General features: G+C 56.5%; 24 protein-coding genes and 2 pseudogenes. 16 read left to right on the top strand and 10 right to left on the bottom strand.

Annotated elements, in window-relative coordinates; genetic code table 11:
• Positions 1–7: 7 nt before the first annotated feature.
• Complete coding sequence (locus tag F6Y09_RS13125) at positions 8–703, top strand: hypothetical protein (RefSeq protein WP_152207367.1); 696 nt, start codon at positions 8–10, stop codon at positions 701–703.
• A gap of 92 nt (positions 704–795) precedes the next feature.
• Here F6Y09_RS13125 and F6Y09_RS20570 read toward each other — a convergent pair.
• The 4 genes and pseudogenes from F6Y09_RS20570 to F6Y09_RS13110 form a co-directional block, all read right to left on the bottom strand.
• A pseudogene (locus F6Y09_RS20570) lies at positions 796–1,113 on the bottom strand (molybdopterin cofactor-binding domain-containing protein); the annotation flags it as partial.
• Between the two features lie 72 nt (positions 1,114–1,185).
• Positions 1,186–1,770, bottom strand: a pseudogene (locus F6Y09_RS20565) (aldo/keto reductase family protein); the annotation flags it as partial.
• 90 nt (positions 1,771–1,860) lie between these two features.
• The gene (locus tag F6Y09_RS13115; protein WP_179959414.1) at positions 1,861–2,337 is read right to left on the bottom strand and encodes a DMT family transporter; all 477 of its coding nucleotides are present in this window, start codon (positions 2,335–2,337) and stop codon (positions 1,861–1,863) included.
• Positions 2,338–2,352: 15 nt separating this feature from the next.
• On the bottom strand, positions 2,353–2,781 hold the full coding sequence (locus F6Y09_RS13110) for a DMT family transporter (protein ID WP_152207366.1): 429 nt from the start codon (positions 2,779–2,781) through the stop codon (positions 2,353–2,355).
• Positions 2,782–2,832: 51 nt separating this feature from the next.
• On the opposite strand from F6Y09_RS13110, the gene F6Y09_RS13105 reads away from it, so the two are divergent.
• Positions 2,833–3,801, top strand: coding sequence for a LysR family transcriptional regulator (locus F6Y09_RS13105; protein WP_218944161.1), 969 nt, complete (start codon positions 2,833–2,835; stop codon positions 3,799–3,801).
• 45 nt (positions 3,802–3,846) lie between these two features.
• Here the strand turns inward: F6Y09_RS13105 and F6Y09_RS13100 are convergent, their stop codons facing one another.
• Positions 3,847–5,286, bottom strand: coding sequence for a sensor domain-containing diguanylate cyclase (locus F6Y09_RS13100; protein ID WP_152207365.1), 1,440 nt, complete (start codon positions 5,284–5,286; stop codon positions 3,847–3,849).
• 440 nt (positions 5,287–5,726) lie between these two features.
• Between F6Y09_RS13100 and F6Y09_RS13095 the strand changes: the two genes are divergently transcribed.
• The 11 genes from F6Y09_RS13095 to hypE are packed head-to-tail and all read left to right on the top strand — an operon-like array spanning position 5,727 to position 16,039.
• On the top strand, positions 5,727–6,854 hold the full coding sequence (locus F6Y09_RS13095) for a 4Fe-4S dicluster domain-containing protein (protein ID WP_218944160.1): 1,128 nt from the start codon (positions 5,727–5,729) through the stop codon (positions 6,852–6,854).
• The gene (locus tag F6Y09_RS13090; RefSeq protein WP_218944159.1) at positions 6,847–7,731 is read left to right on the top strand and encodes an FAD/NAD(P)-binding protein; all 885 of its coding nucleotides are present in this window, start codon (positions 6,847–6,849) and stop codon (positions 7,729–7,731) included. The genes F6Y09_RS13095 and F6Y09_RS13090 overlap by 8 nt, the downstream gene beginning before the upstream one ends.
• A 32-nt stretch (positions 7,732–7,763) precedes the next feature.
• Positions 7,764–8,540: an NADH-quinone oxidoreductase subunit B family protein gene (locus tag F6Y09_RS13085; protein ID WP_246180525.1), complete on the top strand. Its 777-nt coding sequence runs from the start codon at positions 7,764–7,766 to the stop codon at positions 8,538–8,540.
• Positions 8,530–9,831 carry a Ni/Fe hydrogenase subunit alpha gene (locus tag F6Y09_RS13080; RefSeq protein WP_152207364.1) on the top strand — a complete coding sequence of 434 codons (1,302 nt, stop codon included), beginning with the start codon at positions 8,530–8,532 and terminating at the stop codon, positions 9,829–9,831. Before F6Y09_RS13085 ends, F6Y09_RS13080 begins: the two co-directional genes overlap by 11 nt.
• Positions 9,828–10,340 carry a hydrogenase maturation protease gene (locus tag F6Y09_RS13075; RefSeq protein WP_152207363.1) on the top strand — a complete coding sequence of 171 codons (513 nt, stop codon included), beginning with the start codon at positions 9,828–9,830 and terminating at the stop codon, positions 10,338–10,340. The genes F6Y09_RS13080 and F6Y09_RS13075 overlap by 4 nt, the downstream gene beginning before the upstream one ends.
• An 8-nt stretch (positions 10,341–10,348) precedes the next feature.
• Positions 10,349–10,561: a HypC/HybG/HupF family hydrogenase formation chaperone gene (locus F6Y09_RS13070; protein ID WP_246180524.1), complete on the top strand. Its 213-nt coding sequence runs from the start codon at positions 10,349–10,351 to the stop codon at positions 10,559–10,561.
• Complete coding sequence (locus F6Y09_RS13065) at positions 10,554–10,925, top strand: hydrogenase maturation nickel metallochaperone HypA/HybF (RefSeq protein WP_152207361.1); 372 nt, start codon at positions 10,554–10,556, stop codon at positions 10,923–10,925. The genes F6Y09_RS13070 and F6Y09_RS13065 overlap by 8 nt, the downstream gene beginning before the upstream one ends.
• A gap of 15 nt (positions 10,926–10,940) precedes the next feature.
• Positions 10,941–11,693 carry a hydrogenase nickel incorporation protein HypB gene (gene hypB / locus F6Y09_RS13060; protein WP_152207360.1) on the top strand — a complete coding sequence of 251 codons (753 nt, stop codon included), beginning with the start codon at positions 10,941–10,943 and terminating at the stop codon, positions 11,691–11,693.
• Complete coding sequence (gene hypD, locus F6Y09_RS13055; protein ID WP_152207359.1) at positions 11,690–12,805, top strand: hydrogenase formation protein HypD; 1,116 nt, start codon at positions 11,690–11,692, stop codon at positions 12,803–12,805. Before hypB ends, hypD begins: the two co-directional genes overlap by 4 nt.
• The gene (gene hypF, locus F6Y09_RS13050; RefSeq protein ID WP_152207358.1) at positions 12,793–15,039 is read left to right on the top strand and encodes a carbamoyltransferase HypF; all 2,247 of its coding nucleotides are present in this window, start codon (positions 12,793–12,795) and stop codon (positions 15,037–15,039) included. The genes hypD and hypF overlap by 13 nt, the downstream gene beginning before the upstream one ends.
• A complete protein-coding gene (hypE, locus tag F6Y09_RS13045) occupies positions 15,026–16,039 on the top strand; it encodes a hydrogenase expression/formation protein HypE (protein WP_152207357.1) in 1,014 nt (337 codons plus the stop codon). The genes hypF and hypE overlap by 14 nt, the downstream gene beginning before the upstream one ends.
• Before the next feature lie 80 nt (positions 16,040–16,119).
• Here hypE and groL read toward each other — a convergent pair whose 3' ends face one another.
• Both groL and F6Y09_RS13035 read right to left on the bottom strand, forming a co-directional pair.
• Positions 16,120–17,742, bottom strand: coding sequence for a chaperonin GroEL (gene groL, locus F6Y09_RS13040; RefSeq protein WP_152207356.1), 1,623 nt, complete (start codon positions 17,740–17,742; stop codon positions 16,120–16,122).
• 92 nt (positions 17,743–17,834) lie between these two features.
• A complete protein-coding gene (locus tag F6Y09_RS13035) occupies positions 17,835–18,935 on the bottom strand; it encodes a CapA family protein (protein WP_218944157.1) in 1,101 nt (366 codons plus the stop codon).
• Positions 18,936–19,264: 329 nt separating this feature from the next.
• Here F6Y09_RS13035 and F6Y09_RS13030 point away from each other — a divergent pair, with 329 nt between their 5' ends.
• The 3 genes from F6Y09_RS13030 to gfa all read left to right on the top strand — a co-directional run bounded on the left by F6Y09_RS13030 (position 19,265) and on the right by gfa (position 20,765).
• Positions 19,265–19,447: a CsbD family protein gene (locus F6Y09_RS13030; RefSeq protein WP_218944156.1), complete on the top strand. Its 183-nt coding sequence runs from the start codon at positions 19,265–19,267 to the stop codon at positions 19,445–19,447.
• Between the two features lie 184 nt (positions 19,448–19,631).
• Positions 19,632–20,009 (top strand): hypothetical protein, encoded by a 378-nt coding sequence (locus tag F6Y09_RS13025; RefSeq protein WP_152207353.1) that lies wholly within the window; start codon positions 19,632–19,634, stop codon positions 20,007–20,009.
• Positions 20,010–20,189: 180 nt separating this feature from the next.
• The gene (gene gfa / locus F6Y09_RS13020; RefSeq protein WP_152207454.1) at positions 20,190–20,765 is read left to right on the top strand and encodes an S-(hydroxymethyl)glutathione synthase; all 576 of its coding nucleotides are present in this window, start codon (positions 20,190–20,192) and stop codon (positions 20,763–20,765) included.
• Positions 20,766–20,851: 86 nt separating this feature from the next.
• Here gfa and F6Y09_RS13015 read toward each other — a convergent pair whose 3' ends face one another.
• The 3 genes from F6Y09_RS13015 to F6Y09_RS13005 are packed head-to-tail and all read right to left on the bottom strand — an operon-like array spanning position 20,852 to position 23,301.
• Positions 20,852–21,559 carry a hypothetical protein gene (locus tag F6Y09_RS13015; protein ID WP_152207352.1) on the bottom strand — a complete coding sequence of 236 codons (708 nt, stop codon included), beginning with the start codon at positions 21,557–21,559 and terminating at the stop codon, positions 20,852–20,854.
• Positions 21,560–21,607: 48 nt separating this feature from the next.
• Positions 21,608–22,555 (bottom strand): quinoprotein dehydrogenase-associated putative ABC transporter substrate-binding protein, encoded by a 948-nt coding sequence (locus F6Y09_RS13010; protein ID WP_218944155.1) that lies wholly within the window; start codon positions 22,553–22,555, stop codon positions 21,608–21,610.
• Positions 22,552–23,301, bottom strand: coding sequence for a c-type cytochrome (locus F6Y09_RS13005; RefSeq protein ID WP_179959413.1), 750 nt, complete (start codon positions 23,299–23,301; stop codon positions 22,552–22,554). The genes F6Y09_RS13010 and F6Y09_RS13005 overlap by 4 nt, the downstream gene beginning before the upstream one ends.
• Between the last annotated feature and the right edge of the window lie 64 nt (positions 23,302–23,365).

Below are 23,365 nucleotides of genomic sequence, written 5' to 3'. Positions count from 1 at the left end.
ATTCGCTATGTACAACACCGATATACCAAACCGTGAAGAACTGCCCAGCACCGCCAAACTGATTCGATCAACTGTCATCGCAGCTATTGTGGCATTGGTTCTGCTGGTTACCGCTGTAATGCCCGCTGAGTATGCCCTTGATCCGACCGGAGCAGGCCGACTGCTGGGATTGACCGAGATGGGAGAAATCAAGGAACAGCTTTCCGAAGAGGCCGCCGCAGATGAAGCTGCCCAGATGGTTGCCGTGCAATCCTCGGCTGATCAAAAGGCACCGCAAGTTTCAGAAACTGTGATGGCCGAATCTGCCGAAGAACCGGTCTCTGCTCCCGAAGCAGAGGTTACGGCGACCGAGCCAAAGCCTGCGCTTGAGCCGGAAGCTGCTGAGCCGCAATGGCAGGATGAAGTGCTCGTGGTTCTGACGCCGGGTGAGGGAACCGAATTCAAGCTCACTATGGAAAAAGGTGCGGTAGCCCGATTCTCTTGGGTGTCTGAGGGTGGCCCTATCAACTTCGACACCCATGGCGATGGCAGTGGCCAATCCATCTCCTACGAAAAGGGGCGGGGCGTTCCTGAGGATGAAGGCGAACTTGTGGCCGCCTTTACGGGCAACCATGGCTGGTTCTTCCGCAATCGGAACGACAACGATATCACTCTGGTGCTTCGTACCGGAGGGGATTACGGGCAGTTGAAAAAGATGTTGTGATATTCACCACTGAATAGACGCGACGAAGTTCGGGCCCATGTTTTAATGGGCCCGAACAGCACTTTGTCATGGTTTCAACCCGGGGCGTAGCCACTCAATCCAGTGATTGCTACATCACCAATACCCATCACGCAGGCACCCTCCATCTGGGACCGGATGCGCTCAGGATTGGCCTGGGGACCGCAGTCGAAGGCAATGTCGGCCCGGTGAATGGTGAATTCCCCGGCATCGTCCACCTCCACGTCAAAAACAACAGCGGTGTAGGAAACAAAGCTGTGGTGGAAAGCCAGACCAAGGCCCCTTCCCTTTGGCGTTTCCTTGCCCCAGCCGGCTTCGTCTGTGGCCCGTTCAACCACGCGCCGCTTACGAGCCACGTCAATCGGGTACAGATCCGGATCTTCACCGTAATCCTTGATGGTCTCCAGACCGTTCAGTACATCCATGTCACCGTCGTCAATAATGAAATCCCCGTCCGCATTGTTTTTCATGTGGTCGGGGTTAGCAGTTTTGGCCAATGGCAACAGGCCCAACTGCAGGTCGTATCGGATGCACAATTGCGGCACGGAGACATTGTATTTCTCGGCCATTGCGACGATCGACTCATTCTTGAACAGCTCGCCGTGGCCGACTGGCGAGTACGCCTCAACGAGCATGCCCTGTTGACGTGAGTACTCAATCAGCTCACCCGGCACGTTAGTGACATGAGCCAAAATCTGATTGACCATCGGCGCTGCGGTGCAGGCATTCAGAATGTTGTCGATGTCTTGGGCCTGAAAATTCGACAAGCCAATGGCCCGAAGCTTACCGGCTTTGTAGGCATCTTCCAGTGCTCGCCAGGCGCCCTGGTTTACAGCCACAAACCGGTCATCCTCGCCAAAGTGGTCCCAGGGCTGCGGGCTGTGGATGATCATCAGGTCGATGTAGTCAAACCCCATCCGCTCAAGGGAAGCGTCAATGGCCGAAGCGGCACACTCATAGCTCTTAAATTGTGTTGCCAGCTTGGTCGTTACGAAAATATCTTCGCGGTTTATGCCACTTGCCCTGATACCCGGCGACTTCAGCCTCATTGCCGCAGTCCTGAGCGGGCCAGTCAAAAGGGATTGATTCTTCTCTCGCGGGCTTCCCCGGGAACTGATTTACATGGTTAAGATGACTTGCTAGCCCGGCTGAGCCGCCATCCGCCTGTTACGTCGTTGATGGCTTAGGTAAAGCAGCACGATAGCCCCGAGCAACAGCGCCATAGCGATGTAACGTGAGGCACCCAACGGCAGCTGGGCATTATTCAGCCAACCAAAGTGATCAATCAGCAGGCTCATAACCAGTTGTCCGGAAATAACCGCCACCGTCGCTGCAGCTGTGCCTACACGGGGTACCGCGAAAACAATAGCCAGCATATACACCACGCCAAACAGCGCACCGGTTAACTGCCATTTAGGCACGCTGAAGAGCGTCGCTTGCTGGACTGGTTCAAAAAAGAACATCAGCAAGAAGGTCAGCACGGCGCCCATGATAAAGGTCAGCCAAGCGCTTTCGATGATGCCCGTCTTGGCGCCCAGGCGTCCATTGATAGAAGATTGGGCGGCCAATACCGCGCCGCCCACCAGCAACAGAATAAAGATCAGAGGAAGTACCACAGTATTGCTCCTTAATTACATTAACCACAGAGCCACAAGAATCATGACCAACGCAGCGACCCGGTAGCCGTCTACTTTGCGCTCTTCGCTCCCCAGCCAACCAAAATGGTCAATGGCCATGCTGGCCGCTATCTGTCCGCTTAGAATGCCAACCATAGTCATTCCGACGCCGACCACCGGTGTGGCCAGCGTCAACACGATGACGTACACCGGGCCCAGAATACCGCCCGTCAGCAACCAGCGCGGTTGTTTAAATAACGCTCCCAACTGGCGGCGTGGCACAAACACTAACGCCAGCGAAAGCAGCAATGCCCCCACCATGAAAATGGACAAGGTGGCGGATAAATGGCCAACCTGCTCGCCGAGAGGCCCCAGTAAGCCAGCTTCGACTGACAACCCCATCCCGGCGATAAGCACGCCGAGCAAGATAAGTGCGTGTTGCATACATGGTCCCGCTGAAAGAATGAGAGCCAGCACTGTAGTGAGTTCGTGTTATTGCTACAATTCGTCAAACAGACAAAGGACTATTGCATTTTGGACAACTCACTACGTTTGCTGGCTCTTCGCTTATTCGTTCGCGTTGCCACAAACGGCAGCTTCGCAGAGGCGGCTCGCTACTATGATCTACCTGCTTCCTCTGTTTCTCGGCATATCGCAGGGCTGGAACGAACATTGGGGCAGAAACTGCTGTACCGCCACACACGTGCGGTAAGACTGACCGATACCGGAGAGCGTTACTATCAGGACGTTCGACATGTGCTGGATAGCCTGGACCTTGCCACTGAACAGGTCATAGGCGGCGCCAGGCACCCTCAGGGCCTATTGCGGATTAACGCACCGGTTGCGTTTGGGCGCCTGCACATTGCGCCTTTATTGGCGAGCTTTCAGGACGCCAACCCGGGTGTGGACGTGGAGCTGACGCTGAGCGATGCTTTTATCGACCCTGTGCAGCAAGGCGCAGATGTCGTGATAAGGGTTGGTGCGCTCAGCGATTCGAGCCTGGTTGCACAACAATTGGCGTCGCAAAACTTTGTGGCATGCGCATCCCCTGAGTATCTGGCGCGCAATGTTGCGCCGCGATGCCCGGAGGAATTAAACAAACATAATTGCCTCGTCTATAAAGGCACACGCGGAGTACAAGGGTGGTATTTCCGTGGTAAAGCTAGCGATCAGGCTCAGCATTACCCCGTGAAAGGCAATTTTCACAGCAATAACGCAGAAAGTCTGGTGGAAGCCGCCCTCCAGGGCCAGGGTATCGTGCTATTTCCCACCTGGCTGCTATTCGCGGCGTTGCGCGATGGACGACTTGCTCCCGTTTTGGAACACTACGAAGCTCTGGGTGGAGCGACCCGCGAAGGAATCCATGCGATCTATCCTGAAAACCGCTTGCGCTCATCCAAAGTAGCTGCTTTTTTGCAGCACTTGTCCGTGGAAATCGGCGAGCGGCCTTACTGGGACTGCTGAATTAAACCCTGGACGCCCAATTTAGCAAGTGGTCGTCCAACGGCCTCACGCTTGTTCTCGACGGTCAGCACGTTCGGCTCCAGTGCGGATGTCGATTATAGGCCTGGAGTAAACCTCCAGTTGGTTCTCCCTGAGAGCATCATCCAGTTCCCTGCTCAACCCCATAGGCTCCGATTCGCTCTGCGCCATCGAGGACTCGTAGACCTGCACCTGTTGGCCTCCATGCTCTCTGGCTGCGTATTTGGCCTGATCGGCATTGTCCATCAGCTGATCGACATTCTGGCCGTCATCGGGGAAAAGAGTCAGGCCGATGCTGCCGGAAATGTGTATCGGGTGAGAATCAACGTCGAACGACCGTTCAAGACTGGTCAGAAGTGCCTTGGCGGCTTTCTTCGCACCAACCCTGCCGGTCTCCTTCAGGATCAGGGTGAATTCGTCTCCGCCCAGACGGGCCACGGTGTCCATGGCCCGGACCTTGCTACTTATCCGTTCAGCAACCTGCGCCAGAAGCTGGTTACCGGCCTCGTGACCGAGCCGGTCGTTGGCCTGTTCGAGCCAATCCAGCTCGATGAACAGCAGAGCAAAGGAGCTGCCCTCTCGTTTGGCCTCCAGAAGGGTCTGATCAAGCCGATCGTTGAACAGCCACCGATTAGGTAGGCCGGTGAGCGAGTCAAAATTGGCGCTTCGCCAGACCTGATAGTCAGCCTGTTTGCGCCCAGTGATGTCCCGCGAAGTCTTGACGACAGCTTCAATTTCGTTACGGTCGTTAAAAACCGGGACAAATTGGCAGTCAAAATTTAAGGGTAAACAGTGATGAAACTCCCTGTGCTGAGTCTGACCGGTGGTAACAGTTTTGGTGATCGCATCGTGCAACTGTGTGCTCAAGTCCAAAACCAGCTCAAGTGGGGTTTTACCAATAATGTCCCGGTGCGACGCATTGACCAGATCAGCCACCCCCGTATCGGTAAACAGGCTGCCATAGGGATAGAATATGGCGGCGGGATCAATGGAGGCTCTCAGCATGGTTTCGAGCGGCCGTGTCTCCTGTTCTCTTCGGGCGGAGTAACTCGACACCGAGTTGGCAATTAACCGGTCGATAGCTTCATTAAACCGCACCAGTTCATCGATATCTTTTTCGGTAAGGCCCCGCTGTTCATTGCCCCAGGCCCTGGTTACCCGAGTCCGGAGGCCCCGGAGTTCCTTTATCTGAAGCATGGACAGGCCCTGCTCCAAACGGTCTGTGCGATGCTCTCCATCGATGCTCGAAACGGCGATTTTGCCTTTGCCAAGGGCTTTTCGTGCCGACACGTCGCGAGTCTGGGAGGTCAAGAGGTCTTCGGTGATGTACTCCAGTACCGAACGGGCATGATCCCTCAGGGCGCGGCTGTCTTCGACCTTCAATTCCGGGGTTACTTCCAGCGCGGTGACTTCCAGGTCGTCAAGCAGTTGCTCCATTTTCGTCTGGATAAATTGGGCTAGCTTCAAGGCGATAGGCCTCCTCAGTGATATGCTATTAGCTACTCGCTACTAGCGTGATCTGGGCAACCTCTCCAGGAAAATCAGCGCTTCCAGGCGCTACTACCAATGGTTCGATCGATACCGTCCCCGGGGGTGAGATGCCGGAGAGTACTTGAGCAAAAAACCCCCCGACCCTCGAAATTCTTCACAAGCCCCAGCTAATAATAATTTATCAATAACGCCAGACTTCCATCTGTGCGGTAACAGACAGTCGATGTTGTTGTTCTGAGTTCGCTGCCGGGCCAACCCATTTTGGAGTGTGTCCCCTTAGTAGAACAAGGGAGTTAGCTGCCTCCATTCGAAGCCGCTGTTTTTGACACAGGTCATTCTCTGTACAAAATAAACCTGTTAGGTTGACAAATGCGTTTTAGGGATAGAGCGACTACAGAATCTTACCGGGGGTCAAAGTGGATCGTACCCTTCAATCTCAGGATCGTTATTTTCTGCCGCGACAGAGCTTCCAGTCGCTTATTGATCAGTTGGCCCTGCAAGGATTTAGCTGTGTCGGCCCCACTATGTGGGACGGGGCCATTATCTTTGACCGGCTCGATACGGTTAGCCAGTTACCCCAGGGAGTTAGCGACCGCCAGGCCCCAGGCTACTATCGGTTGGAAAGTGGCGGAGATTCACGCTGGTTCTCATGGGCCAACGGGCCGCAGGCGCTAAAGCCTTATCTCTTCCCCTCTCGCGAGGTACTCTGGGAAGGTACTGTAGACGAGAATGGTGGCCTCAGCTTTAAAGAACGGTTAACCGAACCGGAACCCTTGGCCGTGCTGGGAGTGCGCGCGTGTGATCTGGCAGCGCTTGCGATACACGATGCGCATTTTCTGAAAGGTCCTTCCCCGGATGCCCATTACGCGCGCCGACGCGAGCAACTTTTCATCGTAGCCGTCGATTGCAGCCATCCGGCGTCAACCTGCTTTTGTGTTTCTACCGGAGATGGTCCGGCAGCAACCCGAGGTTATGATATTGCGCTGGCTGAATTGGATGAAGGTTTCATCATCGATGCGGGCAGCGATCGCGGAAAACTGATCCTGGATCAGCTTCCCTTGTCAGAGGTTAACGAGGAGCAGCTTGATCAGACTCGTAGCGAGCTGGACGCGGCGATAGCGGGCCAGACAAGAGCGCTGCCAGAGGGGCCCCTTAACCGGATACTTTTCGATAATCTGGATCACCCCCGATGGGATGACGTTGCCCAGCGCTGCCTGGCGTGCGGCAACTGCACCTCCGTGTGCCCAACCTGTTTTTGTGCGAGCGAAAACGAGGTGCCTTCTCTGGACGGTTTGAGCAGCGAACACAGCCGTGAGTGGAGCTCCTGCTTTACCCAGGGACATTCCTATATCAGCGGCCACGCTATCCGGCCGGACACCCGTACGCGCTATCGCCAATGGCTTACCCATAAACTCGGCAGCTGGATTGACCAATATGGTCGTAGCGGGTGTGTCGGTTGCGGCCGTTGTATCGCCTGGTGCCCGGTGGGCATTGACCTGACGGAAGAAGTAGGGGCGATTTGCAGGGAATCCGGTGATGAGTAATGCCGCCCTGACTCACGGCGGCCATATTTCGCCCCACTCGCCCTCTTTAAAGTCTCGTATGCCAATGGTGGCGGAGGTTATCGATCGCATCCAGGAATCGGACAAGATTTTTACCCTGCGCCTGAGCCTGCACAATCCGGAGCAGCGGCAGGAATACCGGTTCACGCCAGGCCAATTCAACATGCTTTATCTGCACGGGGTTGGCGAGGTCGCTATTTCTATCGCCTCCGACCCGGATGAGCCCCATATTCTTGCCCATACCATCAAGATGATCGGGCGGGTTACCAAAGCCATGGATAGACTGATTGTCGGTTCACAAATCGGGCTTCGTGGTCCGTTCGGCCAGTCCTGGCCGCTAATTCAGGCCGAGGGTGGCGATATACTGGTAGTCACCGGCGGTATTGGTTGCGCACCGACCGTCGGCGTCATTAATTATGTTCTGATGCGCCGGCATCGCTATGGAAAACTCACTATTATCCAGGGCGTAAAGCATGCGGATGACCTGATCTGGCGGGAGCGCTACGATTACTGGCGTACTTTTCCCAATACACAGGTTCTGGTGGCGGCCGATCATGGCGGTCCCCTCTGGCCGTTCCGCGTCGGCCCCGTGACCGAGGTATTCGATGATGCCGGGATTGCTCCTGACGACACCACTGTGATGATGTGCGGGCCGGAAGGCATGATGATCGCCGGCACGAAGGACCTCCTTGAGCGTGGCGTGCCTGAGCAGCGCATCTATTTGAGCATGGAGCGAAATATGCAGTGTGCGGTGGGGCATTGCGGGCATTGTCAGTTCGGCGCTCAGTTTCTCTGCCGCCAGGGCCCCATCTTTCAATATCCCGATGTGAAGCCTTTGTTGGGCATAAAGGGGTTTTAATGGAAACCAGTAGATCGGGAATCAAACCTCGCATGGCAGTGCATAAGTTTGCCTCTTGTGATGGTTGCCAACTGACCTTTCTGAACATGGGTGAGACATTACTGCAACTGGCGGACATGGTCGAGCTGGTACATTTTGCAGAGGCCGGGCCCGTGGCTCCTGACGCGAAGGTAGATATTGCCTTTATTGAAGGCTCGGTAACCACAGAGCATGACCTGGAACGCATCAGGCAGATCCGCTCCCACAGCGGCTTCATCGTTGCCTTCGGAGCCTGTGCCACTGCGGGAGGTGTCCAGGCGTTACGGAATTTTTCGGACGCACGGGAATGGCTCAGTGAGGTTTACGCCACACCGGAGTATATCGATAGCCTCGCCACATCCACACCCATGTCAGACCACGTCAAGGTCGACCTGGAAATTTGGGGCTGCCCCCCAAACAGGGACCAAGTGCTTGGTGCAATCCGGGCGTGGCTATATGGCACCCTGCCAGAGCAAAGCCAGGACAAAGTCTGTATGGAGTGCAAGCGGCAACACGCAGTGTGCGTGCTTGTCGCTAAGGGTATGCCATGCATGGGGCCTGTCACACAGACTGGTTGCGGAGCTCTCTGCCCGTGCTTCGGTCGCGGCTGTTATTCCTGTTACGGGCCCGCAGAAGCACTTAACAGTGCTTCGCTCGCCGGATGGTTCGAAGGGCTGGGCCTCTTGCCGGAGGAAATCACACGTCAATTCCGGCACGTGAACAACAGTGCTCCCGAGTTCCGGGATGCTGCCTCAAACATCATTGCTACGGACGCCGGCCATGGTCGCTAATACACGAACCGTCGCACTGCAGGTTCCGGTTCTGGCCCGGGTCGAGGGCGAAGGCGCCCTGCACCTGCGGATCCGTGATGGTCAAATCGAAGACTTACGCCTGGAGATATACGAACCACCCCGTCTGTTCGAGAAATTTCTTGAAGGCCGCTCTTATGAGGAACTGCCGGAACTGGTGGCGCGGATCTGCGGCATATGCCCGGTTGCCTATCAGATGAGCGCCATCAATGCTATTGAAAGCCTGTCGGAGACGCACCCCGGCCCCTGGGTGCAGGCCATGCGCCGGCTTATGTATTACGGTGAATGGATTCAAAGCCATGCACTGCATATTCATTTACTGGCCGCGCCGGATTTTTTCGGCTACGACAGCGCTATCGCCATGGCCAAGGACTATCCACAGGTCATCAGGCGCGGCATGCGCCTGCAGGATCTCGGCAATGCACTGATTCGCTTGCTGGGGGCACGATCCATTCATCCGGTCGGTGTCAAGATGGGGGGCTTTCATCGGGCACCTTCCGTGCGCGAGGCAACGGCACTGAAAGTCCAACTCGAAGATGCCTTGCAGGATGCACAGGATCTTGTTGCATGGTCGGCGGGCATTGCGGTTCCAGAACGGGACCAGGACGTGACTCAGCTGTCTCTTGAAGAACCGGGCAACTATCCCATTCTTGGCGGCAACATTGCCTCCAACCGGGGCCAGGTTTTTGCCGTTTCGGACTTTGAAGGGCATATTTTCGAACATCAGGTGGCCGGGTCCACCGCCCTGTTCAGTCTGTTCAACGAGCAGCCATACCTGGTCGGGCCTTTGGCCCGTCTAAACCTGAACCTGGACTCTTTACCCGAATCGGTGCGAGCGCTTGCTGTAAACACCGGGATTGACTGGCCATCCGGCAACATGTTCCACAGCATGACGGCACGCGCCATTGAGATCTGCTATGGCATCACCGATGCGATCCGGATTTTAAAAGACTACGGAGAGCCCGGTGCAGCGTCGGTGCCAGTCAAGCCCCCGGCAGGTGTTGGGTATGGCGCTACTGAGGCTCCGCGGGGCTTGCTTTGGCATAGGTACGAACTGGATGAGGCGGGCTTGATCCGGAACGCCCGCATCGTGGCGCCGACCAGTCAGAATCAAGCCCGCATTGAGCGGGATTTGCACTATTCCCTGATGGCCTTAGGTCTGGACAAGCCAGACAAAGAATTGCAATTACACTGTGAGCAGGTCATTCGGAATTTCGACCCTTGCATTTCCTGCGCCACACACTTTCTCCGTTTGTCGACGGAGCGCCTATGAGCAACTGGCGGGTGTTGGGCATAGGCTCCCCCTTCGGCGACGACCAAGTGGGCTGGCGCCTCGTTGCAGCGCTGGAGTCTCTGGACAAGACCACAGCATCGGGTGAGGCCGGTCAATGCTCGGCGTTGGCTCTCGACAGACCCGGCACCGGCTTGATCCACGCGCTGGCGGGGGCCCGGGGAGCGATCGTGGTTGATGCCCTTCAGGGTACGGGGGAACCCGGACGTATTCATCGCTTGTCTGTGGCCGAACTGACACAGGCTAATGGCTGCTTTTCTTCTCACAGCTTCGGCGTGGCCGAAGCGCTAGCCCTCGCGGATGAACTCAAACTGCTGCCACGGTATCTTTTAATTCTTGGCGTCGAAATGTCGGAATCAGCGCCCTCCGAGGATGTATCTCCGGCGGTTGCTGCGGCTGTTCCCGAGCTCTGCACTCTTATTCATGCAACATTAACCGCATGGCGTAGCCATTGGCCGGGCCTCAACCGCGAGGTGAAAACATGTGTCTAGGCGTGCCAATGAAGATCGAAACCATTAATGGCGGGGTTGCCCGCTGTCAAGCCAGAGGCATTTTCCGGGAGGTGAACCTGATGCTGATGGCCGGCACGGCTCTGGGCCCCGGCGATTTCGTGATGGTGCATGTGGGTTATGCGATCCAGAAAATCGGCCAGGCAGACGCTCGCACCTCATGGGAGCTCCATGATCAAATGACGCGGGGCGGTAATGCATGAGCTGAGTCTTTGCCGGAGTCTGCTCCACCAAACGCTGGAGGTAGCAGCGCGGCATCGGGCTGTGGCCGTAACCGCGTTGCGTTTGCAGATTGGCCCTTTGTCCGGAGTCGAGCCCGAACTGCTGAAAACCGCTTTTCCCCTGGCAGCGGCCGGTACCATCGCTGAATCAGCGGTACTTAACCTGACGGCAACCTGCATAGAGGTCTATTGCAAAAGCTGCAATACCAGATGTCAGGCGACACCCAGCCGACTCTGCTGCGCCACTTGCGGTAGCTGTTCCACCCAGTTGGTTAGCGGTGACGAACTGATGCTGGAGAGTGTCGAGCTGACTCTCGACCAACCATCGGCCATACAGTGCCCGTAAGGTAAGGAGCGGATCATGTGTGTAGACTGCGGTTGTGGCAAGCCCCCGGGAATTCCCGAACCACATGAAACAGCGACCATTTCATTATTCCAAAACCTGCACCAGCAGAATCAGGACCTGGCAGCCCACAATCGCGAGCACTTCCGTTCGTCCGGTACACTGGTACTGAACCTGATGTCCTCACCCGGCGCCGGCAAGACCGCACTGCTGGAAGCCACGCTCCGGACGTTGCAGAAGAATCACCGATGCGCAGTTCTGGAGGGCGACCTGGAGACCGAGCTGGACGCACAGCGGATCCGCGCCCTGGATATCCCGGTCGTTCAAATCACCACTGGCAGCACCTGTCACCTTGATGCCCAACTGGTGCACAAAGCCCTCCACAGCATGAATCTGGCGGAAATTGACATTCTTTTTATCGAAAATGTCGGCAATCTGGTCTGCCCTGCGAGCTTCGATCTGGGCCAGCACCTGGATATTGTTCTGCTGTCAGTGACCGAGGGAGACGATAAGCCCGCAAAGTACCCAGTTATGTTCAGAACCGCCGACCTGCTGGTGATCAGCAAATTGGACCTGCTCCCTTATGTGGGTGATTTCCGGATTGACCGGGCCGAAAATTTCCTGCGCGACCTGGCCAGCTCCGCTCCCATTATATCCCTGTCTGCGCGAAGCGGACTCGGCCTCGACGAATGGCTTGCATGGGTGCATGCACAAAAAGCCAAATCGTCCGTTGATGGGGCCATGGCGGTTGAGAATGGAGGCACGGGGTGAGCGCTGAAGCCAGGCACTGGTTGGATCTTATTCACCGGCTGACCCTGAACCGCAGCATCAAGATTATGAATGTCTGTGGTGGCCACGAACGGTCCCTAAGCCTGGCTGGGCTGCGCACCCTATTGCCGCGAAAAATCGAGATCATTCCAGGACCGGGATGCCCGGTGTGTATCTGCCCGGAAGAAGACCTGTATCAGGCCATGCGATTAGCACTTGATGAGCAGGTCCTGTTGTTAGCGTTTGGAGACATGCTGCGGGTGCCCATTAACCTGCCCCGCTCACAGCCACGCTCACTCGATGCAGCGCGGGCCGCCGGCGCCGATATTCGCCCCATTGCCAGCCCTATGGACGCGGTTGCCATTGCGAAGGAACATCCGGAGCGCGAAATCGTCTTTTTTGCGGCGGGGTTCGAGACTACCATGGCACCGGTTGCGGCGCTGTTCGGGGAGAGCCTCCCGGATAATCTTTCCCTGCTCATTTCAGGGCGGCTCACCTGGCCTGCTGTGGCAATGCTGCTTGAGTCAGAAAGGTGTGCGTTTGACGCCCTGATTGCGCCCGGCCACGTCGCCACTATCATGGGCCCCGAGGAATGGCAGTTCGTTCCAAAACGCCATGCTTTGCCAGCAGCCGTGGCCGGATTTACCCCCGAATCCCTGCTTGCGGCGATTTATTCATGCCTGCGACAAACACTGGAGGGCCGGTCCTTTCTGGACAATTGTTATGCTGAAGTTGCGCTCCCGGACGGCAACCCGACAGCGCAACGCTTTCTGAAGAACGCATTTGACGTTGTTGACGCCAACTGGCGTGGCATCGGCACCCTTCCCCGCTCCGGCTTCAAATTGCGAGAGACTCACGCCTCACATGATGCGCGGGATCGCTTTCCCGATCACACCAGCGAGCCACGTCGTCGCGCGGAAGAGATGCCGCCCGGTTGCGCCTGCGCCAAAGTCGTCATGGGCCAGATTTATCCCAGCCAGTGTCCGCTCTACGGTCGGGGGTGCACACCGAAGAATCCGGTCGGCCCCTGCATGGTTTCGGACGAAGGCGCTTGCCGGATATGGTGGGCCAGTGGTGTCCGGAGCCAGAAAGAAGCGCCGACATGCCCCCAGTAGAGGAACGGAGCGCATGCCGCTGGCTGATAACCGGCCGGGTCCAGGGGGTAGGGTTCCGGCCTTTCATCTATCGCCTTGCCAGAGAACTCGGGCTGCATGGCTTTGTGCGAAACCGGTCTGGCACAGTGGAGGTCGTAACCGAGGGTGATGCCAGCAGCATCAACGCTTTTGCGGCCGCGGTGCAACAGCATGCGCCCTCGCTGGCCCGACCAGACATCACTTCCCGCGAGAAAGTCCCTGTCCGGCCTCATAAGGACTTTCGAATCCTCGCAAGCAGCGTCAGCGATGCCGATGTTCATATTCCACCGGATTATTCTGTCTGCACCCATTGTTCCGAAGAAATGCAGGACCCCTCGAACAGGCGCTATCGCTATCCGTTTATCAACTGCACGCAGTGTGGCCCGCGCTATAGCCTCATCAAAGCCATGCCCTATGATCGCTCCCAAACCACCATGAGCGGGTTTCAGTTATGCGGTGCATGCAGGGCAGAATATGAAAATCCGAATGATCGCCGCTTCCATGCCCAACCTCTTGCCTGCAGCGACTGCGGTCCTGAGCTCTGGTATGGCGAGCCGGGGCGCGCAGTGGTTCACGGCAACGAGACCGCACTGGCGGTCGCTGTGGCTCAGCTAAAGTCGGGCCTGATCATTGCTGTAAAAGGTGTGGGCGGCTATCACCTGATGGTCGATGCGCGGAACGAGCGCGCTGTGGCAAGACTCAGAATCCGCAAACACCGACCCCACAAGCCGCTCGCGGTTATGTTTCCTCTAACGGACGATTTAATCGCGTTACATGAGGCAGTAATCGCAGATCACCCGGCTCTTTCGGTGCTTGCGTCACCAGGCAGGCCTGTGACAATCCTGCCCAAACAGCCACAAACAAGTCTGGCAGATTGCATTGCTCCGGGCCTCAGTCAGTTGGGCGCGATGCTGCCTCATAGTCCGTTGCACCAGCTGCTCTTGCAGGACTTTGGCGGAGCTCTGGTCGCTACCTCCGCCAATATAAGTGGCGAACCCGTGGTGACCGAGCCAACAGAGGCCGAAACGCTCCTCGCAAAAGTGGCGGACGGCTTTTTGCATCATAACCGGCCCATTCTGCGTCCGATCGATGACTCCGTGGTTCAGCCCCGGGCAAAGCAACTTCGCGCCACGCGAGCAGGAAGAGGGTTTGCGCCACTTGAACTGCAACTCCCGTGGCCGATCGCCGCTCCCACCTTGGCCACCGGAGCCCACCTGAAAAACACCCTGGCTCTGGCCTGGGACAACCGGGTTGTTATATCACCGCACATCGGCGATCTCGATAGCCGGCGCTCCCAAGCTGTTTTTGCTCGCGCAGCATCGGACCTCCAAAGACTTTATAACGTGAGGGCAGAGGCTGTTATTTGTGACGCCCACGATGGTTATGCCAGCACCCGCTGGGCAAAGGAGTCTGCACTTCCGTTGCAGCGTGTGGGGCACCACCAAGCACACGCCTCGGCGCTGGTGGGCGAATGGCCCGAGGATACCGGTAACTGGCTCGTGTTTACCTGGGATGGGTTAGGGCTGGGGTCTGACGGCACCCTCTGGGGTGGCGAAGCGCTTCTCGGCAGACCGGGACAATGGCGTCGGGCGAGCTCATTCCGCCCTTTTCGTCTTGCGGGCGGCAGCCGAGCCGGCCGTGAACCCTGGCGCAGCGCCGCGGCGCTATGCTGGACTGCGGGTTTTGACTGGAAAAGTTCCCTGCTGGCCAAAGAAGCCTGGCAGAAAGGTCTCAACTGTCACGAAACCTCTTCTGCCGGGCGTCTCTTCGATGCAGCCGCTGCTATGATCGGATTGATGGAGATAGCGAGTTACGAGGGCGAGGCACCAATGTGTCTGGAAGCAATTGCCGACCCGAATATTCCGGCTTTGCCCCTGCCATTGCACCGAGACGCTCAAAACGTCTTGCGCACAGACTGGGCACCGCTGATTCCATTCCTGATGGATGGCAGGCAAAGCCCTGCTGCGCGAGCTGGCCTGTTTCAGGCCAGCATGGCGCTGGCGCTGGTGCAACAGGCGCTCCGGATCCGCGCGAAGCATGGAGAAGTCAATATCGGACTGGCTGGAGGCGTCTTCCAGAACCGTCTTCTGGTCGAAAAAATCCTGGAACTGCTCGACGAGGAGAATTTTACGGTCCGGCTCAATGAACAGGTGCCCTGTAACGACGCTGGCATTTCTTTTGGCCAGGTAATAGAGACTCTTTATGGCGACTTCTGAAAAGGGTTTGATCGAGTTATGCCACGGTAACGGCGGTCGGCTGATGCATCAGTTAATTGAGGATATCATCCGCCCTGCCCTGGCTAACCCGATGCTGGATACGAAACTGGATGCGGTGCAGCTGCCCGTTCTTGAAGGGCCGCCGGTCATAACCACCGATGGCTTTACGGTTCAGCCCCTTGAATTTCCCGGTGGCGACATTGGCTCGCTCGCCGTACATGGCACGATAAACGACCTGGCCGTCAGCGGCGCAGTGCCGCTTTACCTGACTCTGAACCTGTTTATCGAGGAAGGCTTCGAGATAAGCCGTCTGGCAAGGCTGATGAAGAGCCTGGGAGAGGCCGCGGAAGCGGCTGGTGTTGTCGTCGTCGCCGGTGACACGAAAGTACTTCCCCGCGGCCAATGTAGCGGCCTCTATCTGGCGACCACAGGGATAGGTATTCTGTCTCCCGGCACTAACCTGAGTATGGATTTTGTTCAGTCGGGTGATAAAGTGCTGATCAGCGGCCCCGTCGGCGATCATGGTACTGCCGTGATGCTGGCCCGCGAGCAGTTTGGCCTGGCCGGCACCCTGCTATCCGACTCCGCCAACGTCCTTCCGCTGACTCGTGCCCTACAAGACCTGGGTGGCGTTCGTTTCATGCGTGATCCGACGCGGGGTGGACTGGCAACCGTTGCCTGTGAACTGTGCCGAGCCACTGGCCTCGGGATAAACCTCTGGCAAGAAACAATTCCCGTAAGCGAACAGGTTCGTGGCGTCTGCGAGTTACTGGGATACGATCCTTATTATTTGGCTTGTGAGGGCCGTGTCATGGCAGTTGTCTCGGAGCACGATGCGCTGTTGGTACTCAAACGTTGGCAGGCGTTGCCCGCGGGTTCACAGGCTGCAATTGTTGGCGAGATTCAGTCGAGCCATTCCCAGGTGGTACTGACAACAGACTACGGGGGTGAGCGTATCCTGGAAGAATTGGAAGATGATCCCTTGCCACGTATTTGCTGAGCATATAGGGACTCCATTCTGTCCGCCCGCTGCACTACGATTTCCACCTGGAGGTGATTGCACGCGGATCATGGAGGTGGCTAAAACTGGTCCGGCATAGGCTCGGCCTGAGCCTTTCCCGGCTCCTCGATTTCGATCATGGTGGCCTCGCTGAGCAACAGGGTTCCCGCGACCGAGACCGCGTTTTCCAATGCTACGCGCACAACTTTGGTGGGATCGATGATGCCCGACTTCATCAGGTCCACATACGTTTTTTTCGCCGCATCGAAACCGATATTCCCTTTGCTCTCCAGCATCTTGGCGACTACGACGCCGCCGTCCACGGCGGAATTCTGTGCGATCTGTCGTGCCGGTATCTCCAGCGCCTGACGAAGGATCTGCAGGCCGGTGCGCTCATCGCCTGCCGCCCTCTCCTCTTCTTTCAAAAGCTTGCCCGTGCATCGCAGCAGGGCCAGGCCACCGCCCGGCAGAATTCCCTCAGCCACCGCGGCCTTGGTGGCACTGATGGCGTCGTCCAGAGCATCTTTTCTGGCCCGCATTTCCGCTTCGGCCGGAGCACCGACCCGAATGACGGCCACACCTCCACTCAGTCTGGCCAGGCGTTCACGGAGTTTCTCCCGGTCGTAATCCGAACTTGTCTGATCAACCTGGAGGCGCAGTTGCTTTACCCGCGCCGCAATCTGGTCGGGTTGACCGCGACCACCAATCAGAGTGGTGGTGTCCTTGTCGATCACCACACGCTCCGCCTCGCCAAGTTGATCAGGTTGAACGTCTGCCAATGCCGCACCGGTTTCCTCGGCGATCACGGTGCCACCACAAAGGATGGCGATGTCCTCCATCATGGCCTTCCGCCGGTCGCCAAAACCGGGTGACTTGACGGCGGCGCACCGCAGAATACCCCGCAACTGGTTGACCACCAGCGTGGCCAGGGCCTCACCCTCAATGGATTCGGCAATCACCAGCAAGGGTCTGCCGGTCTTGGCCACTTGCTCCAGCAGTGGGACCATGTCCTGGATGCTGCGAATCTTCTGATCACAAATCAGCACAAAGCAGTCCTCCAGAACCGCTTCCATCGACTCCGGCTGGGTCACGAAATACGGCGAAATATACCCACGGTCGAACTGCATCCCCTCTACTACATCCAGTTCTGTCTCGGTACTTTTCGATTCCTCCACCGTGATAACGCCTTCCTCGCCCACCCGCTTCATGGCTTCGGTGACCAAGGCGCCAATCTGGGGATCATTGTGGGCCGAGATGGTGGCAACCTGTTCCTTTTCGAGGTCAGTGGAAACGGGTCTCGACAAGTCATGCAGGGCATCGACGACAATACCCAGACCCCGGTCAAGGCCGCGCTTGATATCGATGGCACTGGCGCCAGCGGTTACGTTGCGCACCCCCTCAGCGTATATGGCATAGGCCAGCAAGGTGGAGGTGCTGGTGCCATCACCGACCACGTCTCCGGTTTTCGCTGCAGCCTGGCGTAGCATCTGCACGCCCAGGTTTTCGGCGGGGTCCTCTAACTGCATTTCCTTGGCGATGGTGACGCCGTCGTTGCAGACTAAAGGATTTCCCCATTTACGCTGGATCAGGACCGACTTTGACTTCGGACCCAGGGTAATACCAACAGCGTCGGCTAACTGGCTGACACCGTTGAGGATCTTTTCTCTGGCAGCAGACCGGAACAACAGTTTTTTGTAGGACATCGATCAATCCTCCTGTTTTTAACCAGCATTTCACTAATTCGGTACGCTGTATTGATCTCGGTCAAGTTCCAGTTCGGGCAGTTTGCGGCGCCTTACCAGTAAAGTTCGAGCAAGTTATCCCCACTGCTTCGTATACCGACTCCGGATTCCCGACTGACCGCCGCCAATCGATCGCCCAGCCAGGTCACATTTTTTGCTGTGGGTTGATGCAGTGCGAAGCCCCTGGTTTCCAGGACCGCCATGTCCAGGCGTTCGAGGTCGCCGCGGTGACCCAGCAGGGGAAAATAGATCACCCGCAGGTTCGGGCGAAACACCTCGTATCCGGAAATCCCCTCGTAATCGTTGATCAGGTCCCCACAACCATAAAGGATCAGCTTATTGCGATAGACTTCGATACCCTTTGGATGATGGGACGAGTGACCGAAAACCAGATCCACGCCCGCTTCATCGATCAGCGCATGGGCGAATGCCCGATGCTCTTCCGGTACGTCGTAGCCCCAGTTGCCGCCCCAGTGCACGGAGTAGACCACAACATCATCGTCCCGACGCAGGGGTTGAATGGCTTCGGCGATTCCGGCTGCGGTCCGCGACGAAAAATCCCGGAGTAAATGGACTCCGGCACGATGGGGGGTGGCTGCCCAGCCGGGGTCAATGCCACTGTTCGTGTGGCCTCCAGCAAGTACCAGTACCCGTCCTTGGCCTGTCGGCTGCACTGCCGGTGTCATCGCTTCTTTGAGTTCATTTCCCGCGCCCGCGGTCTTGATCCCGGCACCACGCAAAACCTCCAGCGTTTGCAGCAGGCCGGTCTTCCCCCAATCCAGCACATGGTTATTTGCCAGGGTACAGACATCCAGTTGCGCTGCCTGCAGGCATGCCACGTTGGCCGGATGCATGCGGTAGTTGATGCCCTTGGGCTGGCAATCGTCACTCGTGGTGACCGCCGTTTCCAGGTTGGCAATGCTGACGTCGGGTAACATCGCCTGCATCAACGGCAAGGCATCCCCCCAGATGTAATCGGGCCCGACATTGCGGGGAATCGGCCCGTAACGCCTTTCCGCCAGGACGATGTAATCCACAGCTGACCGCACCACGGATTCAAACAGAATGGGATCGACGGACCGGGGCATGATCTGATCGATGCCCCGCCCGGTCATCACGTCACCACATAATAGTAGGCGTAAAGAATTCGTCATCCGTGCTTCACCTGATGGGCCAGTGGCAGCTGTTGTTGACATCTGATGTTCATATTTTGAGCCGATCAGCGTTGACTCAACTTGATTGACGTCAAGATCACGCCGGTGCCTGGCCCGGACGACAAACCCGGTACTTTCAGTGGAATTCGACAGGCCTCGATTTCCCGGACTATCCCTTAAGTCTCTTTGGCACTTTGCGTGGGTTAGCGCACAGACGGACATTTGATTCAAAGACACCATCATATATTCATTGACGGCCCCAGATTCAGCCGTTTTGCGTATCCGTCCTACGATTCCACTCGATGGCGACAGGGCCAAAGGAGAGAATGATGAATAAGGCTACATTCAGGGGGAAGGCGAAAGAGCAGTGGGGCGAGCTGAGCAAGGACCGGCTTGATCGGATTGCTGCCAAACGGGACCGGCTGGAAGGTGAGATTCGGCAGGTTTACGCTATTATAAAACAGGTAACCGAAAAGCAGGTTAGAGAGTTTAACGAGATCAACAGGCACTGACCCAATTCAAAGGCATGGCTGGGCCTCGCCACTCCGGGCAGTATATGAGCGTCCGGAACAATGACGCCCAGGGAGGAAAGTGCAGCTGGGTTGGGCTAGAATCAATTATTGAATACCCACAGATGCAGACACCGATATTGCTGTGGTATGAGTCTTTCAGAAATTTTTTGGAGGCATGATAATCATGAGTGGAACAAAAATTGTCGGCTGCCTGCTGGTCTTGAGCTTCTTCGGCACCGCCCTCGTGAGCGCAGAGCCAGCACATGACTACCCGACTCAGGAAAGAGTCGAGTATGTATTTGGATGCATGGAGGAGCTGGGCGGAGCCAATTACACGAGCCTGTACAAGTGTTCCTGCAGCATCGACCGAATTGCAGACGAAGTCAGTTACGACGAATACCTGACGATGGTGACGTTCAAGCGCGGCCAACAAGCGGGTGGCGAGCGACCGGAGGTTCTGCGCGAAGGCGCCATGGCAAGCCGCTACAGGCAATTGCTGGCACAGACCCAGAACAGTGCTGCCGAGCAGTGTGGCATCAATAAGTCATACAGCGCTCGCTAGTGCCTCCCAAGGGCCTGCATATAGTCCTTTTGTACAATATTTAATCAGCGAATTTTCCCACAGTATAGAATAGTGGAATTTAATGGAAATTCCTTTTGCTCAGGCGATGCTTTAAGAGCACAGATCGTTTCCGGATATCTGGCGCAATATAAAAGCAACGCCGATGATGGAGAAAACACCATGGTTACTTCAGTTAAGATTCATCCCTCAGTAGACAATGGAATCCCCCCCACCAAAGAAGGTTTCGCTGGTGGGGAACTTACCTGTCATTGCTCGGAGAATCCGGTCAAGGTAAAGGTAAGCGCCCAGACTGCCCATAACCATGTCTGTGGTTGCACCCAGTGCTGGAAACCGGACGGAGCCATCTTCTCGCAGGTTGCCGTTGTGGGTCGCGATGCCGTGGAGGTAACGGCCAACGAGGACAAGCTGCAGGTGGTCGATCCCAACGCCGTGATAAAGAGACATGCCTGCAAGGAATGCGGAGTGCATATGTATGGCCGGATTGAGGATCAGAATCATCCGTTTTACGGACTTGATTTTGTTCATACCGAGCTTTCGGACGAGCCCGGGTGGGCCGCTCCCACATTTGCGGCATTCGTTTCGTCAATCATTGAAGGCGGCACAAATCCCGACGATATGGACGACATAAGAGCGCAGCTCGAACAAATGGGACTGCCCCCCTATGATTGCCTGTCCCCTCCGCTTATGGACGCAATATCCACTCACAAAGCAAAAGCTGCGGGTGTTTTGCGTTAAATAGGGCTCTGAAAATCTCCCCATCGGTTCTTGCCTGGCCCGAACCGATGGGGGGACGATGGGGAGAGATTCTTTAGACCTGAGGGCTAGCCTTCATCGGGAAGTTTCTCGAATTTCTGCAAAGTGACCTTCTCCACCACGATTCCCTCCGATTCTTCCTCAGCCGGAGTGACACTGCGAAGCTCGAAGATTTCGCCGGGCAAATCCTCCGAGAGCAGGAATTCATAGGTTTTGTTGAGATAGCGGCCCAGTTCTTTGCGACGAACCTGCTCCTCGGCGAAGGGTCGGACGGTGATGCGTTGGGCATTGAGGCGCTCTCCCTTGAATTCGATCGTCACCGGCTCAACCTGGGCATCGTGCTCCAGTGCAAGTTTCATCTGTTTCTGGAAATAGCGCCAATGTCCGCCGGTGGCCTTTGCCAGCTCAAGCATATCCGACTGGAGAAATACCATGATCAAAGGATTTCCCCTTGCCTGGTCGACGACCGGGATCTGATTTTGTCCAATCCTGGTCGAGGCGTCGAATTCCACCCGTTTGGCATCGCTGCCCGGGATCCTGTGAGCAGTGATGATAATGCGATCTTCATAATCACTGTCCCGTGAACCGGTCTGGGACGAGACGTAGGTGTACCTGGCGGAATAATCGTGTCGAGTCAGGTGATCGTTCAGGAACAATAAACTATTCGCTCTTGAGAATTCCGGTTGTTCAGCTACTTCGGGGGTTGCCATCAAGCTGGTTGACAGAGATAGCAGCGCGGCAAGTATCAAGGTCGAAGTGCAATGTTTCACTATCATAATTGTCGCCTCCCATGCGACGAGAGAATCAGGAATGCCGGCCGCTCATCAATCATCGTCATCCTCCTCCTCTACTACCACCTTATCCTCAGGCCGAAGGGGCACTAGCGGAACGTTATAATCCTGCAGGATCGACATGATGGACCCACGGTTCTCATCGATAAAAGTCTGGACCCTCTCGAGCCACTGATCATTGCCATACCGCACAGCCATTGAGATGGGAAAGTCCATCTGCATGCCGTCCGCCGACGTGAAAGGAACAACCTCGATGTCGACATTTTGTATCTGTTGAGCATAGTATCCACCGATGGGGCCCCAGATCAGTGCGACATCAACATCACCATTGACGAGGTCTTTCGAGACCATGTCGCCGGGATCTTCGGTGTAATTCCCGGACTCCCCGCGATAACCACGGAGTTGCTGGCTCAGGCCGTTTTGCACGACCCAGTCAATGGGAGGCGAGCCTGCAAAGCCGCCGATGACCAGATTTTTTCTTTCCTCTTCCGACAGCGCCAGCAGGTCAGCCGGCGTTTTCACGGCGTCTAATCCCCTCCCCTTCACATAGGCAAGTACGTAAGTCGAGCGGTAGTAAGGCAAGGTGGTTTTACCCATTTCAAAGCCGGCGGTCGCACTCATGATAAGGTCGCAAGCGTAACGGTTTTCCGTTGCCAGCCATCGCTTCAGAGTATTGCGCGCGAAACCGAACTGTTCCGCGAGCCAGGTATACTCCACCGGCAAACCAAGCTCTTTTCCGAAAAGTTCCGCAATCTTGTTCTCAAACCCTTCTTTTTCAGCGTTTGAAAAAGGCATGTTGCTGGGATCCGCACACACCCGCAGCACATCCTTGCCTGCTGTGTCCTGCCCCATCCCGATTGCCGGCAGCATCAATAGCAGAAAAACGACGGCTTTGGGTATTGATCGAATGGTGCGAGACGTTTTGACGGTCCTTGGGCCGGCGACTCCCCCCGGCCCTGCCTTTCGCCAGGCCTGAATCATTCCGGCCTCCCGGGGCCGAGGTTGCCATCGGAGCGTGCTTTCAGATAGCCCCATATCTCATCAAGATGTGACGTAACCGCTGTATTGCCTTTCCAGGCGGGCATCACGCTATAACCTCCGGTGGCGCTGTCAAAAACGGTCTTGCCGTTGATGACGACGTCAACGAAGTCTGCGTATTCAAGCTTTTTCAAACGCGTTATCAGGCTTGGCGCAAAACTGCTACCAACGGCATCCTGGCCATGACATTGGGCGCAGTTGCCATTATATTTCTCATAACCGGTGGCCAAGTCTGCATAGGTAAGCCGTGGTGGGTCGAGCCGGCTGGCCGAAGCGCTGTCCGTGTTCTCTGTTTGGGTTGTTTCCGATTCCGAGCCATATTCTGCGCCCATGCTGCTGTAATCATTGACAGCTGGAGTGGTCCGTTCGGCTTGGCTGGGTTCAGGCGATGACCGTTCTTCGCTATAGTCGACGCCCATGTCGCTATAGTCATTCACCACTGGATCCGCGCCTGCGGCGGCGACCTTCTGGGCCTCCGGTGCACTACGGAATTTCTTGTTAATGTGACCTTGGGGTCGTGGCCCTGAGTAACCGCCCTCACCCAAATTGCTGTAATCATTTATTTTTGGCTCCGAACGGGCATCGGAGGATTTATCCTGATTCTGTTTTTCAGGGCTGTCGGCAAGACTGAGCTGTCCGGTGCACGCAAGGCCCAGGGCCAGACAACCAACGATTAGGGGTTTTTTCACTCTCATAGGATAACCTTTCGAAAAAAAGCCCGCCCCGAAGCACGGCGGCGGGCACATCCATTGA

Origin of the sequence: Marinobacter changyiensis (assembly GCF_009193265.1) — a bacterium.
GTDB lineage: Bacteria > Pseudomonadota > Gammaproteobacteria > Pseudomonadales > Oleiphilaceae > Marinobacter > Marinobacter changyiensis.
This window is presented reverse-complemented; position numbering and strand designations above follow the sequence as displayed.